This window comes from Sutcliffiella horikoshii, assembly GCF_044809035.1.
Taxonomy (GTDB): domain Bacteria; phylum Bacillota; class Bacilli; order Bacillales; family Bacillaceae_I; genus Sutcliffiella_A; species Sutcliffiella_A horikoshii_G.
Genome location: NZ_CP085237.1, coordinates 1,748,649 through 1,764,516 on the forward strand (window position 1 = coordinate 1,748,649; position 15,868 = coordinate 1,764,516).

The window sequence follows — 15,868 nt, forward strand, 5'->3', positions numbered from 1 at the left end:
CGGGGGAATAAGATGATTAAAACAACAAATGAATTAGAACAAGAATTTCAACAAACGGTTGAGACGATAAAGAGCGGCGGAAGCGAAAAATATCATGAGAAATTGAAAGAACAAAATAAACTGTTTGTTCGTGATCGCCTTGCTTTATTATTTGACAATGGACAATATGAGGAGGATGGACTTTTTGCCAATAATAAAGCGAAAGGTCTGCCAGCCGATGGTGTTGTAACCGCAATTGGGAAAATAAATGGCCAAACAGTGTGTGTGATGGCCAATGATTCTACGGTGAAAGCAGGGTCATGGGGAGCAAGAACGGTAGAAAAGATTATTAGAATCCAAGAAACTGCGGAGAAATTAATGGTTCCTATCCTATATTTAGTTGATTCTGCCGGTGCTAGAATTACAGATCAACTAGATATGTTCCCTAACCGCCGCGGTGCTGGGAAAATCTTTTATAACCAAGTAAAGCTTTCTGGTATGGTTCCGCAAATATGTTTATTATTTGGTCCCTCTGCTGCGGGAGGCGCTTATATCCCGGCTTTCTGTGATATTGTAGTCATGGTAGACGGCAATGCATCGATGTACTTAGGTTCTCCGCGTATGGCCGAGAAGGTTATTGGGGAGAAGGTAACGCTTGAGGAAATGGGTGGAGCAAGAATGCATTGCTCGGTGAGTGGTTGTGGAGACGTTCTCGCCGCTACGGAAGAAGAAGCAATTCATCAAGCTCGCAAGTATTTAAGCTATTTTCCAGGAAGTTATCAAGAGAAGTCGAAAGAGGTGGATTCAGTCAGTCCTAAAGAAGGAAGAGAACTGACAGATATCATCCCTGTAAACCAAAATGCGCCATTTGATATGTATGAAGCGATAGATCAGTTAATTGATGCCAACAGTTTCTTTGAAGTGAAAAAATTGTTCGCTCCTGAGTTGATCACCGGTTTTGCACGTATGGATGGCAAGGTAGTCGGAATCATCGCAAATCAGCCAAAAGTAAAAGGTGGCGTCCTATTCGTAGACTCAGCGGATAAAGGAGCCAAATTCATTCAGCTTTGTGATGCCTACCACATTCCATTACTATTTCTTGCAGATGTTCCAGGATTCATGATTGGAACAAAAGTGGAACGTGCCGGTATTATTCGCCATGGAGCCAAACTCATTGCTGCGATGAGTTCAGCAACTGTACCGAAAATTTCCGTTGTAGTAAGGAAAGCGTACGGTGCAGGGCTATACGCAATGGCAGGACCTGCATTTGAACCGGATTGCTGCATCGCACTCCCGACTGCTCAAATAGCAGTAATGGGACCTGAAGCCGCTGTAAATGCAGTATATTCCAACAAAATCAATGAAATTGAAGATCCAAAAGAAAGACTTGCTTTTGTACAAGAAAAACACCAAGAATATAAAGAACATATTGATATATATAAATTAGCTTCTGAGATGATTGTAGATGATATTGTACCCGCAAAAGATTTACGAAGTGTATTGATCAGCCGTTTCCATTACTATTCAAGTAAACAAATGACATTTAGTCATCGTAAACACCCGGTGTATCCAGTGTAATTAATAAACATGTCCAGTGTCCATTTGGCGCTGGATATTTTTTTTGCATGGAAAAACAGGGATGTTATTGGAGTAAATGATAGTACAACGAAAACGGATAAATTGGTACAATAAGAAAAAATAGGAACAAAGAAGGAGAAAAGATGAAAATAGGGATTATTGGCGGAGGGGCAGTCGGGCTTCTATTTGCCTCTCAGCTATCTAAGCAATTCGCTGTCACTCTGTATGTTAAACGGGAAGAACAACTTCACCTACTAAAAAAACAAGGTATAACTGTCCAGCTTACTGATAATAGCAAAGAAATAAGAAGGGTTGATGTGTTGAAGTGGAGGGAGCATGTACCTCTAGAGGATGACTTGATCATTGTTGCAACAAAGCAATATGGTCTGCCGGCTATTTTACCTGTACTAACCATGTGCTCCGAAAACCAAGCCATCCTTTTTCTCCAAAATGGCATGTCACATATAGATATGCTTGAAAAAATCTCAAATTCATCGATTCTATTGGGGATAGTAGAGCATGGTGTGAAGAAGAATAATGATGCCACCGTAATATGGACAGGAAAAGGAAAAACGAAAATAGCAGGTTTCCCTTCCAACAAGAAAGAACGACTCACATCCTCCTTCATGAATAAGTGGACCGATTTCATCGGCATGGATTTCCCGCTTGAAGTTTGTCCGGACTATTACGCTATGATGATAGAAAAGTTACTGGTAAATGCCATCATCAACCCATTGACGGCTATTTTTAACGTGCGTAATGGGGAGCTGTTGACAAACCCATATTATCTTAACTGCATGAAGCGGCTGTATAAAGAAATGAGTTTTTTAGTATCAAATGAAAAAAGGGAACAGATGTGGAGCCATATCTTCTTAATTTGTAAAAAAACCGCGGATAACTCCTCTTCCATGAAGCGTGATATAAATGAAGGGAGAGAAACCGAAATAGATGCAATATTGGGATATGTGATGAACTTGGCTGAAAAACAAGGAATATCAGTCCCTTTAACAGAATTTATTTATGAGGCTGTAAAAGGGCTTCAAAGCGATGCAAGCTGCTAATACCTCTTATGCTAGTACTTCATGCTTGTAACATTCAAAAATAATCAAGTATGTGAAAAGAGGTATGAAGAAGATGTCCGAATTTTTAGCAGGAACCCTCGCTACCATCGTTACGCTTCCCATCTTTGCATTAATTGTGTTTTATTATATTGCTAAGCTGGCAACAAGAAACAATAAAAAGTCCTTTCATTTAGCCATTGATGCTTCCACCCTGCTCTTTATTTTAGCCGTGCACTTTATCATTATCATTATTTGGGAAACGTCGCTTCTTTCGGTTATTTTAACTGTTTTATTGCTTATAGCGACAGTCATGGTTTTGATTCACTATAAAATGAAAGAAGAAATCCACTTTAGAAGAGTGTTTAAAGGGTTCTGGCGCATGAATTTTCTTTTGTTTTTTGTGGCATATTTTTGTCTTTTGACCTTTGGGATTATTAAACGGGTAGTTGATACATTCGCTTAAGCAATATTTTTTGAAACAATGGAAATCAATGCTATACTCATGGAGACATCAACACATATGAACGATTCAGAAAGGACGTACTTTATGAATGTAGTAGAATTAATGCTCCCTACTATTAATAAGTTTTCCTCTGCTTATTTATCTCAAAAGGAGAGCATTCTTCCCTTTTTTACATACAATCCGTTTTCTGTAGACACATATACAAAGAGAACTGATTATCTGAAAAATAGAAGCTTCAGAAGAAGAGAGCTTGTAGCCCATCTTCTAGAATTCAATCAAAGGTATCATGCAGACGCACAAACCTTACATAGCATTGAAAAGTTAAATGACAGCCAGTCAGTAGTTGTTATTAGTGGACAACAAGCAGGTTTGTTGACAGGCCCCATCTATACTATCTCCAAAATAATTAGTACAATCAAACTGGCCCAAGAACAGGAACAGAAGCTTGGTTTACCCGTTGTTCCGGTTTTTTGGATAGCAGGAGAGGATCATGACTTTCAGGAAATAAATCATGTGAACCTGCCCAAAAACAACCATATAGAAAAACATGCGTTTCATATGAAAGAGGCAGGCAAAAAAATGGTTTCCGAGCTTCAATATGACAAGGAAAAGTTGCAGGCTTGGGTGCTTGAAATTGTTAACTCATTAGGAGAAAGTCCGTTTACAAAGAACTTAAAAAAAGATTTAGAACACGCAATTGAAGTTTCCTCTACTTTTGTGGATATTTTTGCGCACTTAATTTCAAAACTGTTTAAAGAGACTGGGCTTGTATTGGTTAATGCGTCCGATCCTTCTTTGCGTAAGCTTGAAACTCCTTATTTACAGCAGATATTAATGAAGCACAGTGAAATCCGTAACGGAATGCTGAAGTCACAAAGCGAACTCGAAGAGCAAGGATTCGAGCCGATGTTGGAGATTGACTCAGAATCGATCAATATTTTTTTCCACCAAGACGGTCAGCGGGAGCTCTTATGTTGGGATGAATCAAAGCAGATTGCTTATTTTAAGGATTCAAACCTTCAATTTTCCGTTGAACAGTTGACTAAACTGATAGAGGAACAACCTGAAAACTTTTCCAATAATGTTGTGACCAGACCGCTTATGCAGGAGTTTCTGTTTCCGACCCTTGCTTTTATCGGAGGACCGGGAGAAATTAGTTATTGGGCTGAGCTGGGACGATGTTTTCGTTCGGTGGAACTGGAAATGCCCCCAGTCGTGCCAAGAATTTCACTGACTTTTTTGGAAAGGCACATTGATCGCACTATTCTTGAATTGGATGAAAACATTGCAGATGTGGTGGAAAACGGTCTGGAAGAAAAGCGGAAAGCTTGGTTGTATAAAGAAGAATTAGAAACAATAGAAGCGACCTTGGCCACTTACCGTGAACAATATGCAACCGTTCATGAACAATTCCGACAACTGGGTAATGCTACATTGCCTCATCATGAGAAAACATTTGAAAAGAATTGGAACCTCATTGATTTACAGTTTTCCTATATTCATCGTTTGATTGAACGTTCTGCATATGAAAAGCATGAAAATATCATGAACAAATATGAACGAGTAGAACTTGCAGTGTTGCCAAAAGGCATGCCGCAAGAAAGAGTGTGGAATATATACTATTTCCTTAATAAGTATGGTCTTGATTTCGTCCAAAGACTTTGTGAGTTGCCGTTAGAACATAATGGGAAGCACAAAATAATAAAGCTTTAAAAAAACAGTGGGAAAATCCCGCTGTTTTTTTATATTCTTTTTCTGACAATCATTATGAAAGAAGGACGTCGTAAACAAACATATACTGAGGAATGGTAGCTATTTGTGTTTGAATGAAGTCAAAAAAAGCCAAGTTTGACCTAAATTCGTCCTTTTGTCAAAAAATGTTGTAAAAAGATGAAAAACGAAAAAAAAGTAGGCTTAAAGGATTTTCTTTTAGGGAAGAGAATAGTACAATAAAGTAAGTGGAGAGAAGTGGGGGATTGTGGGGAAAAGTAGAAGAAAGGTGGTAGAGCCAAATGTTCATGGGGGAATATAATCATACAATTGATGCAAAAGGGCGTATGATTGTGCCTGCGAAATTCCGTGATCATTTAGGTGAAACCTTTGTTCTGACCAGAGGCCTCGATAAATGCCTATTCGGCTATCCTCTCTCTGAATGGAAAACAGTCGAAGATAAACTGAAACAACTGCCACTTACTAAAAAGGATGCCCGTGCATTTACACGTTTCTTTTTCTCAGGTGCTTCTGAGTGTGAATTGGACAAGCAAGGCCGAGTGAATATTGCCACCCCGCTTGTTCAGTATGCGCAGCTTGAAAAAGAATGTGTGGTCATTGGAGTGTCTAATCGAATAGAAATCTGGAGCAAGGACAACTGGAACTCGTTTGTGGAAGATTCGGAAGATTCCTTCGCAGAGATTGCAGAAAACCTCGTAGATTTTGACTTATAAAAGGGTTCTATTACAACGAATACTAGCAACAGCCTGGATAAAACATATTAGACGGTGAGAAAATACCGAAAGAAAAGAATTACTCAAGCATCCGAGATGATAACAGCTCAGAGCTAGAAAGGCGGTGGAAAATGTTTCACCACGTAACTGTACTACTCAATGAAGCAGTAGAAGGTCTTAACATTAAAGAGGATGGAACGTATGTTGATTGCACACTTGGAGGTGCAGGACATAGTTCCGAAATTGTAAAACAGTTATCAGAAAAAGGAAGATTGATCGCATTTGACCAAGATGACCATGCTCTAGAACATGCAAAAAGCGTGTTACATAATTATCTGGATCGGGTCATTTTCATCAAAAGTAATTTCAAACACTTGAAAGAAAAATTGTACGAACTAGGAATTACCAAAGTGGATGGAGTATTGTTTGACCTTGGGGTTTCATCACCTCAGTTGGACACACCTGAAAGAGGTTTCAGCTACCATCACGAGGCACCGCTGGATATGCGAATGGACACAGACAGTCCCCTTAGTGCTTTTGAGGTTGTCAATGAGTGGCCTTATGAGAAATTGGTAAGAATATTCTTTCAATATGGAGAAGAGAAATTTTCCAAACAAATAGCTAGAAAAATTGAAGAATACCGAAAATCAAAGTCGATTGAAACGACGCTCGAATTGGTAGAAATCATTAAAGATGCCATACCAGCCCCGGCAAGAAGAACGGGCGGGCATCCTGCGAAAAGGGTTTTCCAAGCAATTAGGATTGCCGTAAATGATGAGTTGGGAGTTTTTGAAGATGCTATCCATCAGGCCATTGATGTTCTCAGACCAGGTGGAAGAGTTAGTGTCATTACCTTCCATTCACTAGAAGACAGAATGTGCAAGGTAGCCTTTAAAGAAAAAAGTCAGCTTCCTCAACTGCCTCCTGGACTACCGATAATTCCAGAGGAGTATCAACCGACACTTAAACTTATTACAAGAAAGCCGATAGTACCTAGTGAAGAAGAATTAGAAGCAAATAACCGTGCAAGATCGGCAAAGCTAAGAATTGCAGAAAAAGCGAAAGATTAAATATAAATTAAATGTAGACTAGGGGGAAAGGGAATGAGTAACTTAGCTCACAAAATACAGCGGCAACATGAGGAACGTACACAGCAGGCACCAAAAAGACAATTAGTGGTAAAGAAACGTTCAAAAATTACGCTGGGGGAAAAGATACTTGGCGGCATGTTTATCGGTTTGCTTGCATTCAGTTCCATCCATGTTGTTGCTAACCATGTGAATATTTACCATGTGAACAGCGAAATTCAATCGCTTGAAGGATCCATTGAATCACAATTGAAGGAAAATCGTGAACTTGAACTTCGGGTAGCGGAAGAAAGCAGCTATGAAGTCATTCTTGAAAAAGCGAAAAACCTTGGTCTGACATTAAACGAAAATAATGTGAAGAACGTAGGGAACTAAATGAGTACCCACAACATCGTTCATAAAAAAAGAATTCACTTAGGAGCAGCAATTCTACTCGGATTTTTTGCGTTGCTCTTTTTTCTATTGATTGGACGATTTTTCTACCTTCAAGCAACAGGAGAGGCACATGGACATAATTTAACTGCAGAGGCAAGTCAGAGATATAATGAAAACAAAACAATCGATGCGACAAGAGGTGCTATTTTTGACAGAAGCGGAGACCCTATTGCAGAGGACACGCCTTCTTTCAACCTAGTAGCAGTGTTGGACGAGTCATTGTCAACCGATGAAAAGAAACCCCGTCATGTAGTGGATCCAGAAGAAACGGCATCAAAATTGGCAGATGTCTTGGAAGTGGATCAAAATGAGATTTTGGAAAAATTACTGATGGATCGAAAACAAGTAGAATTTGGGGCACTGGGAAGAGATCTCCCATTATCGGTAAAAAAAGAAATTGAAGACATGAAATTGCCTGGAATAGGGTTTGTTGAAGGGTCTAAACGTTATTATTTCAACGGAAAGTTTTCCAGTCACGTGGTCGGGTTTGCAAGACCAAATGATGATGGAGTCGTAACTGGCGTTTCAGGTATCGAAAAGATGCTAGAAAATGAACTGAAAGAACAAAACGGTTCATTGTCGGTCAAAACAGACAATAAAGGCATCAAACTCTCCAAGGGATCAGATGTATCCTATGTTCCTGCAATCAACGGGAAAAATGTACATCTGACATTAGACAAGACTATTCAGACATTCTTAGAAGAAGCAATGAACAATGTCGTAGAAGAGTATGAACCAGAACGCATCATTGCTATCGTGGCAGACCCGAAAACGGGGCAGATACTTGCAATGGGATCGCGTCCAACCTTTGATCTTAATACCCGAGAAGGTCTGACGGACAATTGGAATAACGATGCCATTTCTTACCGATACGAGCCGGGTTCCACGATGAAGATCTTCTCTTTGGCAGCTGCCATTGAAGAAGGAGTCTATAATGGATCTGAACTTTATCAGTCAGGCTCTTATAGTCTCCCAAAGGATCCTGTTCCTGTTTACGATCATAATAGGTCAGGGTGGGGAACGATATCCTTTGATGAGGGAGTTCAACGTTCATCCAACGTAGCTTTTGCCTTGCTTGCGGATAAGATGGGCACCGATACGTTATTGGAATATATTAATGCTTTTGGTATGAATGAATCGACAGGTATTGACCTACCGGACGAAACGACAAGTAATATTAACTACAATTATTACAGGGACCGAATTTCAACAGCTTTCGGTCAAGGCTCGGCATTTACACCGATTCAGCAGATACAGGCTGCAACTGCCATTGCTAATAATGGGAAAATGATGCAACCATATGTGATTGATAAGATCGTCGATCCCAATACTGATGAAGTTGTATTAGAAAACAAGCCCAAGCAAAAAGGCACCCCTATATCTGAGAAAACAGCTGATAAAGTACTAGAAGTATTAGAAACAGTGGTAAGTTCTGAAAATGGTACAGGTCGCCCATATAGCATTGAAGGCTATAATGTGGCAGCGAAAACTGGAACGGCACAAATACCTGGGCCAGGGGGGTATTTATCTGGGCATGGGGAATACATTTATTCCATTACAGGAATGGCTCCTGCTGATGATCCGGAATTGTTGATGTATGTGGCCGTTGAAAAACCAAAAATTGCTCAACATGAAAACGGAGCAGGTCCTGTATCGGGAGTATTCAATTCAGTGATGCGTCGCAGCTTGCAATATTTAAGCATCCAGCCAGATGAAACACAACAAAACACTCCCAAAAAGAAAAGTGTTGGAGTTAAGGTACCAGATCTTGTAGGGAAGAACATTCAGGAAATCGCAAACGAAACACAAGATCCGGAATATGTGGTTGTGGGGGAAGGTTCCAAAATCTTAAAACAAACTCCACAAGCAGGAAGAGAAGTAATAAAAGGGGAGAAGATAATTCTGTTAACAGAAGATTCCCCGGCCATACCAGATATGAGCGGATGGAGCCTGCGTGATGTCCGGAAAATTTCGAACTTGCTTAAGCTTGAAACGGAAATAAACGGCAATGGTTATGTGCAAGAACAAAATATTATTCCTGGAACCCCGGTAGAAAAGGGGAACAACTTGGTGGTTGAACTAGGATCAAACAGGTCGTTACCGCAAACGGACGAACAGGAAGAAGAAGTAGAAGAGACAGATGAAACGGAATCTGAGGAAGATTCAGAGAATAACTGATAGTAACTTCCACTGTTAAAGGGACCTCCCTTTAACAGTTTTTTTTTTCGCTTAATAGTTTCTAATATAGTGTTTCTCCGTGTTCCTTACCTAATACCATGTTCTATCCTGATTCGTACAAGCATATATTACTACGAATATTAAAGGGGGTTCATAGGATATGCGGGTATCTCATGTGACGGTTCGGAGAAGGTTGACCATTGTGCTTCTTGTAGGGATTCTACTTTTCAGTATTATTGATTTACGCCTAGGATATGTTCAATTCGCATTGGGGAATATGCTAACAGACCGTGCCAAAGATTCTTGGAGTCGGAATATCCCCTTTGAACCTGAGCGGGGAGAGATCCTTGATCGAAACGGGGTTCCATTGGCAACGAATATGAGTGCACCGACTGTTTTGGTTGTACCAAGGCAAATTAAAGATCCTAATGACACGGCTGAAAAACTTGCAGCTGTCTTAAATATGTCCAAAGAAAAGGTGTACAAGCTGGTGACCAAAAGCTCCTCCATGGAAAGGATCAACCCTGAAGGCAGAAAAATCTCCCATGAAAAAGCAAAAGAAATACGGGCCCTTGGGTTAAAGGGTGTTTACATTGCAGAAGATTCAAAACGTCATTATCCCTTCGGCAGTTATCTTTCACATGTACTGGGATTTGCGGGAATTGATAACCAGGGATTAATGGGACTTGAATTATATTACGATGAGCAATTAAAAGGGGAAAAAGGTTACGTTCAATTTTATTCTGATGCAAAGGGGAGAAGGATGCCAGATATACCAGATGATTATGAAGCTCCTCAGGACGGGCTGGATTTAAAACTCACCATTGATTCCAAGGTACAGACGATCATGGAAAGAGAATTGGATCTTGCACAGGAATTGTATAACCCAGATGGAATCATTGCCATAGCGATGGATCCTAATACGGGTGAAATCTTAGCGATGTCAAGCAGACCGGATTTTGATCCAGCTGAGTTTCAAAATGTTGCACCTGAAATATATAACAGGAACCTTCCTGTATGGAGTACGTATGAGCCCGGATCGACGTTTAAAATCATCACCCTGGCAGCGGCCCTGGAAGAAAATAAAGTCAACTTGAAAAATGATACGTTTAATGACGGCGGGGCAGCAATGGTGGATGGTGCACGTCTCCGTTGTTGGAAAAAAGGGGGGCATGGTCACCAGACGTTCCTCGAAGTGGTTCAAAATTCATGTAACCCTGGTTTTGTTGAGCTTGGCCAACGTTTAGGAACGGAAACTTTATTTAATTATATCAAGTCATTCGGCTTTGGGGAAAAGACAGGAATTGATTTAGCCGGAGAAGGAAAAGGTATCCTTTTCAAACCTGAAAGGGTAGGTCCTGTTGAGCTTGCCACCACTGCCTTTGGGCAAGGTGTATCTGTTACGCCAATTCAACAGGTTGCGGCCGTTTCGGCGGCAGTCAATGGAGGGATCCTTTACACTCCTTTTATTGCCAAAGAATTTGTAGACCCCATTTCCGGAGAGATAGTATCAAGAAAGACACCAGTTGAGAAGAGAAGGGTCATTTCAGAGGAAACCTCTTCTCAGGTGCGGTACGCGCTCGAAAGTGTAGTAGCCCAAGGGACTGGACGGAATGCCTTTGTCGAGGGTTACCGAGTGGGAGGGAAAACGGGTACTGCCCAAAAAGTAAAAGACGGAAGATATATGGAAAACAACCATATCGTTTCTTTTATTGGTGTTGCTCCCGCAGATGATCCTCAACTAGTGGTGTACCTCGCCGTGGATAATCCAAAAGGGACCGTACAGTTTGGTGGGGTAGTAGCAGCTCCGATAGTCAGGAATATAATGGAGGATAGCCTAAATGCTTTGGGAGTGGAAAAAAGAAAAGGGCAAATTGAAAAAGAATTGCAATGGCCGGACGTGCCTCTAGTGGAGGTTCCAGATCTAAAAGGGATGACAAGAAAAGAACTCCTCCAACAACTGGTTACGCTTAAACTTGATATTAGCGGGGATGGGGATACAGTCGTTCAGCAGGCTCCTGCTCCTGGTACAAAAGTGGAAGAAGGGTCGACCGTTAGGGTGTACATGTCCGGTAAAAGTAAATCAGATGAAGAATAAATCTAGAGGATTGGTTTAATTTCCCTAAATAGGATAGAATGGTGATAAAGGTAATTTAGTAGGAAACTGATGTATCTTTCACCATCTATCCTGTAATCTTCATTCCGCACATTTAGGTCTTCAAGTAAGCCAAAGGGGTTTGATTCATATGAAACTTCAGCAATTAATTCAATATCTTCACAGATATGAAGTATCCTCTAAATATAATCCTGAGATATCTTCCATTGTCATGGATTCCCGTAAAGTCAATGAAGGGAGTTTATTTTTTTGTATCAAAGGGTACACGGTAGATGGACATCAATTTGCAGCGGATGCCGTTAATAAAGGCGCTGTCGCCATCATATCAGAAAGACCGTTGGATGTTCCTGTCCCGGTCATCGTCGTTCCCGACACGATGAGGGCAATGGCTATCTTAGCGGATGTATTCTTCCAACAGCCTACACATAATCTTCATTTGATAGGTGTCACCGGTACCAATGGAAAAACAACGACAACACATATTATTGAATCCATTTTCCAACATCATCATCGAAAAACAGGAATGATTGGCACCATATATATGAAAATTGGAAATAAGACATACCCTGTGAAAAACACCACTCCAGATGCCTTAACGCTCCAGGAATCCTTTCACCAAATGGTTGAAAGTAAAGTAGACACAGTTGTGATGGAGGTCTCTTCCCATGCTCTCCATATGGGAAGGGTATATGGATGTGACTTTGATGTGGCGGTGTTTACCAATCTTACTCAAGATCATCTTGATTACCATAAAACGATGGAAGAGTATCAATACGCCAAGTCTTTATTATTCTCTTCATTAGGAAACTCCTATAATCTTGGAAAGCCCAAATATGCGGTGTTAAATGCCGATGATCCTGCAAGTGAGGTTTATAAACGAGCAACTGCCGCACAAGTCATCACCTATGGAATAAATGAGATCAGCGATATCAGAGCAAAAAATGTAAAAATATCTGCAAAAGGAACTTCTTTTGATCTGGTGTATGATAATAAAACCGTTCCTATCAATTTAAAATTGGTCGGAAAATTCAGTGTGTACAATGTTCTAGCTGCCATTTGTGCCAGTTATGTGTCCAATATCCCAATGGAAACCATCATTCCGGTTGTCGAAAAGATGAAAGGGGTACCTGGACGTTTTGAAGCAATCGAAGCCGGACAGGATTTTACGGTCATTGTAGATTATGCTCATACTCCGGACAGTTTAGAAAATGTGCTCAAAACGACCAAACAGCTTTCTCAAAACAATATATACTGCATTGTTGGTTGTGGAGGAGACAGAGATCGCTCTAAGCGCCCTTTGATGGCGGCGGTTGCCGTTAATTATGCGAGCAGGGCCATTTTTACGTCTGATAATCCTCGCTCAGAAAGTCCACTGCAAATCTTTAAAGATATGGAAGCTGGGGTCCAAAATCGTCAGTATGAAATAGTGGAAGACAGAAGGGCAGCCATATTTAAAGCAATAGAACAGGCGAAATCTGGAGATGTGGTACTGATTGCGGGCAAAGGTCACGAAACCTATCAGGTCATCGGGGAAAAAGTGCTTGAATTTGACGATAGAAAAATAGCATTGGAAGCCATACAGGCAAAACAAAGCTCATAGACTGTTAAGGTGTGCATGAATTATCATCACAACACATGTATCAAATAGACCATTGCCTAAGACTTACAATCTCCCAGAATTTGAACAGAGCATAATGAAAAAGTGTTGTTTTAATAAGAAATATTAAAAAGATGAAAAAAAGTATTTTCATCTGAACCAAAAACCGATAAAATTTACTTTTGGTATATCATTCAACTTTTTGGAATTCCCTAGCTGTTGATTGGAGCACGGGGCGAAGACTCCTCGAAAATGCTACGCATTTTCTTCGTGCGATGTATCGCTGCCGAAGCCTTCCTTGTCCTGAGGGAGATAGCGCTAGGTGGAGACCCCGCAGGCTTGCCGAGGAGGCTCTCGTCAGCCCCTAGGAAAGCGAAGCCCAGTGCGGAAATCAACAGCGGTGGTTAACCAGAAAAAATTCTAAACGAAAAAAACGGGTATTATCTGCCGGTTGTCTTAGGTGGATGATACCTCTAATCATGAGGTTCAAGAGAGGAGGGAATAACGATGGAACAACAGGTTATCTTATTTGCTATCGTTATGTCTTTTTTAATTACTGTATTAGTATCACCAATATTTATTCCCTTCTTGCGCAGACTGAAATTCGGTCAAAGTATAAGAGAAGAAGGGCCGCAATCCCACCTAAAGAAAACAGGCACCCCGACAATGGGCGGAATAATGATCCTCTTTTCCGTTGCTGTAACAACACTAGTTATCACAGGTCAATATGCAGAAGCTTCGGTTGAAACTTACTTGTTGCTATTTGTTATGGTAGGCTATGGACTTTTAGGTTTTCTTGATGATTTCATCAAGGTTGTCCTTAAAAGAAACTTAGGTTTGACTTCCTTACAGAAATTGATCGGACAGATTTTAATTGCAGTAGTCTTCTATTTTGTCTTCGTGCAATTTGAATTTTCCACTGCGGTCAGTGTGCCGGGAACAAGCATTTCTATTGAGTTAGGATTCTTTTATGTACTCTTTTTAATATTTTGGCTCGTAGGTTTCTCTAACGCAGTCAATTTGACGGATGGATTGGATGGTCTTGTGTCCGGAACTGCTGCAGTAGCTTTCGGTGCGTTTGCTATTCTTGCTTGGTATCAGTCACAATTTGAAGTATCCATATTCGCTGTTGCGGTTGTTGGTGCGTTACTTGGATTCCTAGTATTCAATGCACATCCTGCAAAAGTTTTTATGGGAGATACAGGTTCGTTGGCGCTTGGAGGTGCCATTGCAACGGTAGCGGTACTATTAAAATTAGAAATTCTTCTAATTATTATCGGTGGAGTTTTCGTCATGGAAACACTCTCCGTTATCATTCAAGTCATTTCTTTTAAAGCGACAGGGAGAAGGGTGTTTAAAATGAGTCCCCTTCATCATCACTACGAACTTGTCGGTTGGTCAGAATGGCGAGTGGTTGTGACTTTCTGGACAGTCGGATTATTGTGTGCCTTGCTTGGAATCTATTTAGAGGTGTGGATCTAATATGAAGAAAATCAACCTATACGAAGGAAAAAGAGTTCTTGTACTAGGCTTGGCAAAGAGCGGAACTGCAACAGCAGAATTGTTACATAAGTTAGGTGCAAAGGTAATTGTCAATGACAGAAGTCCGTTAGAGGGGAACGAACAAGCGGAGTACCTACTATCTAAAGGAATTGAAGTTGTTTGTGGAGGACATCCAACAAGTATCTTTGACCAGAATGTTGATGTTGTATTCAAAAATCCCGGCATTCCATATCACAACCCTTTGGTGCAACTTGCTACTGAAAAAGGCGTTCCTGTTCTAACGGAAGTGGAACTGGCCTATCAGATTAGTGATGCACCTATTATCGGAATTACGGGTTCTAATGGAAAAACCACCACGACTACGCTGATTGATAAAATGCTTGCGGCGGATAGTAAATCTCCCCTGATTGCAGGTAATATCGGAAATGTATCGGTGGAAGTGGCGCAAGAAGCAGGTGAGGACAATGTCATGGTTACAGAATTGTCATCTTTTCAACTAATGGGTACGGAATCCTTCAGGCCGAAGATTTCCGTTTTTCTAAATCTGTTTGAAGCTCATTTAGATTATCATGGAACCGTTGAAGATTATGGAATAGCTAAAGCACAAATCTTTAAGAACCAAACAAGCGATGATTATGCAGTAATTAATGCTGATGATGCCCAAGTTGTAAAACTTGCTGAAGGAATAAATTCAACCATCATTCCGTTCTCTGTTAGTAAAATAGTGGATGGTGCGTATTTGGATAATGGTTTTGTATACTTTAAAGAAGAAAAGGTATTATCCATAGAACAAATTGTGTTGCCAGGAAAACATAATCTAGAGAACATTTTGGCAGCTGTGGCAGCGGTGAAGCTTCTTGAGGTAAGCAACGAAGCAATCACAGAAGTACTAACAAGCTTTTCAGGTGTAAAACATCGCTTGCAATTCATTGGAGAGCATAATGGTAGAAGATTTTATAATGACTCTAAAGCCACCAATATATTGGCTACTCAAAAGGCTCTTTCTGCATTCGAAAACAATATAGTCCTGCTCGCAGGAGGGCTTGACCGAGGAAATGAGTTTGATGATCTCCTCCCTTACTTGAAAAATGTTAAATTGCTAGTAACTTTTGGTGAAACAGCCGAAAAATTGATTCGTACAGCTAATGAAGCTGGAATAAAACAAATAAAACATGTCGATAATGTGGAAAAAGCCGTACCGGTGGCATACGAAATGTCTGATAGCGGAGATGTCATTCTATTGTCCCCTGCTTGTGCAAGTTGGGATCAATATAAAACATTTGAGCAACGAGGAGACATTTTTATAGACGCCGTGCATAAGCTTAAATAAGGGCTTGGCCACATGTTCAAGAGGCTTTGTTCTGATAGCTTCTCAAGCTTTGCTGAGTGGGAAGCATACGGACAGAGCCTTTTTCTGGCTATTGGC

General features: G+C 40.6%; 12 protein-coding genes. All 12 read left to right on the forward strand.

Annotation, left to right across the window (positions count from 1 at the left end; genetic code table 11):
* Positions 1 to 12 precede the first annotated feature (12 nt).
* The 12 genes from LG307_RS09175 (at position 13) to murD (ending at position 15,772) form a co-directional block, all read left to right on the forward strand.
* Complete coding sequence (locus LG307_RS09175; RefSeq protein ID WP_404449966.1) at positions 13 to 1,557, forward strand: acyl-CoA carboxylase subunit beta; 1,545 nt, start codon at positions 13 to 15, stop codon at positions 1,555 to 1,557.
* 143 nt (positions 1,558 to 1,700) lie between these two features.
* Positions 1,701 to 2,618 carry a 2-dehydropantoate 2-reductase gene (locus LG307_RS09180; protein ID WP_404449968.1) on the forward strand — a complete coding sequence of 306 codons (918 nt, stop codon included), beginning with the start codon at positions 1,701 to 1,703 and terminating at the stop codon, positions 2,616 to 2,618.
* 73 nt (positions 2,619 to 2,691) lie between these two features.
* Positions 2,692 to 3,081 (forward strand): DUF3397 domain-containing protein, encoded by a 390-nt coding sequence (locus LG307_RS09185; RefSeq protein ID WP_404449970.1) that lies wholly within the window; start codon positions 2,692 to 2,694, stop codon positions 3,079 to 3,081.
* Between the two features lie 57 nt (positions 3,082 to 3,138).
* Positions 3,139 to 4,794, forward strand: a complete 1,656-nt coding sequence (gene bshC / locus LG307_RS09190) for a bacillithiol biosynthesis cysteine-adding enzyme BshC (protein WP_404449972.1) — start codon at positions 3,139 to 3,141, stop codon at positions 4,792 to 4,794.
* Between the two features lie 299 nt (positions 4,795 to 5,093).
* On the forward strand, positions 5,094 to 5,525 hold the full coding sequence (gene mraZ / locus LG307_RS09195; RefSeq protein ID WP_223493248.1) for a division/cell wall cluster transcriptional repressor MraZ: 432 nt from the start codon (positions 5,094 to 5,096) through the stop codon (positions 5,523 to 5,525).
* A gap of 131 nt (positions 5,526 to 5,656) precedes the next feature.
* The gene (gene rsmH, locus LG307_RS09200; protein ID WP_404449976.1) at positions 5,657 to 6,595 is read left to right on the forward strand and encodes a 16S rRNA (cytosine(1402)-N(4))-methyltransferase RsmH; all 939 of its coding nucleotides are present in this window, start codon (positions 5,657 to 5,659) and stop codon (positions 6,593 to 6,595) included.
* Between the two features lie 33 nt (positions 6,596 to 6,628).
* Positions 6,629 to 6,988, forward strand: a complete 360-nt coding sequence (gene ftsL / locus LG307_RS09205; protein WP_404449978.1) for a cell division protein FtsL — start codon at positions 6,629 to 6,631, stop codon at positions 6,986 to 6,988.
* Positions 6,989 to 9,226, forward strand: coding sequence for a penicillin-binding protein (locus tag LG307_RS09210; RefSeq protein ID WP_404449980.1), 2,238 nt, complete (start codon positions 6,989 to 6,991; stop codon positions 9,224 to 9,226).
* A 160-nt stretch (positions 9,227 to 9,386) separates the two neighbouring features.
* Complete coding sequence (locus tag LG307_RS09215) at positions 9,387 to 11,324, forward strand: stage V sporulation protein D (RefSeq protein ID WP_404449982.1); 1,938 nt, start codon at positions 9,387 to 9,389, stop codon at positions 11,322 to 11,324.
* A 148-nt stretch (positions 11,325 to 11,472) separates the two neighbouring features.
* Positions 11,473 to 12,942, forward strand: coding sequence for a UDP-N-acetylmuramoyl-L-alanyl-D-glutamate--2,6-diaminopimelate ligase (locus LG307_RS09220; RefSeq protein WP_404449984.1), 1,470 nt, complete (start codon positions 11,473 to 11,475; stop codon positions 12,940 to 12,942).
* 504 nt (positions 12,943 to 13,446) lie between these two features.
* Positions 13,447 to 14,421, forward strand: a complete 975-nt coding sequence (mraY, locus tag LG307_RS09225; RefSeq protein ID WP_404449986.1) for a phospho-N-acetylmuramoyl-pentapeptide-transferase — start codon at positions 13,447 to 13,449, stop codon at positions 14,419 to 14,421.
* Position 14,422: 1 nt separating this feature from the next.
* Positions 14,423 to 15,772, forward strand: a complete 1,350-nt coding sequence (murD, locus tag LG307_RS09230; protein ID WP_404449987.1) for a UDP-N-acetylmuramoyl-L-alanine--D-glutamate ligase — start codon at positions 14,423 to 14,425, stop codon at positions 15,770 to 15,772.
* Positions 15,773 to 15,868: the final 96 nt, after the last annotated feature.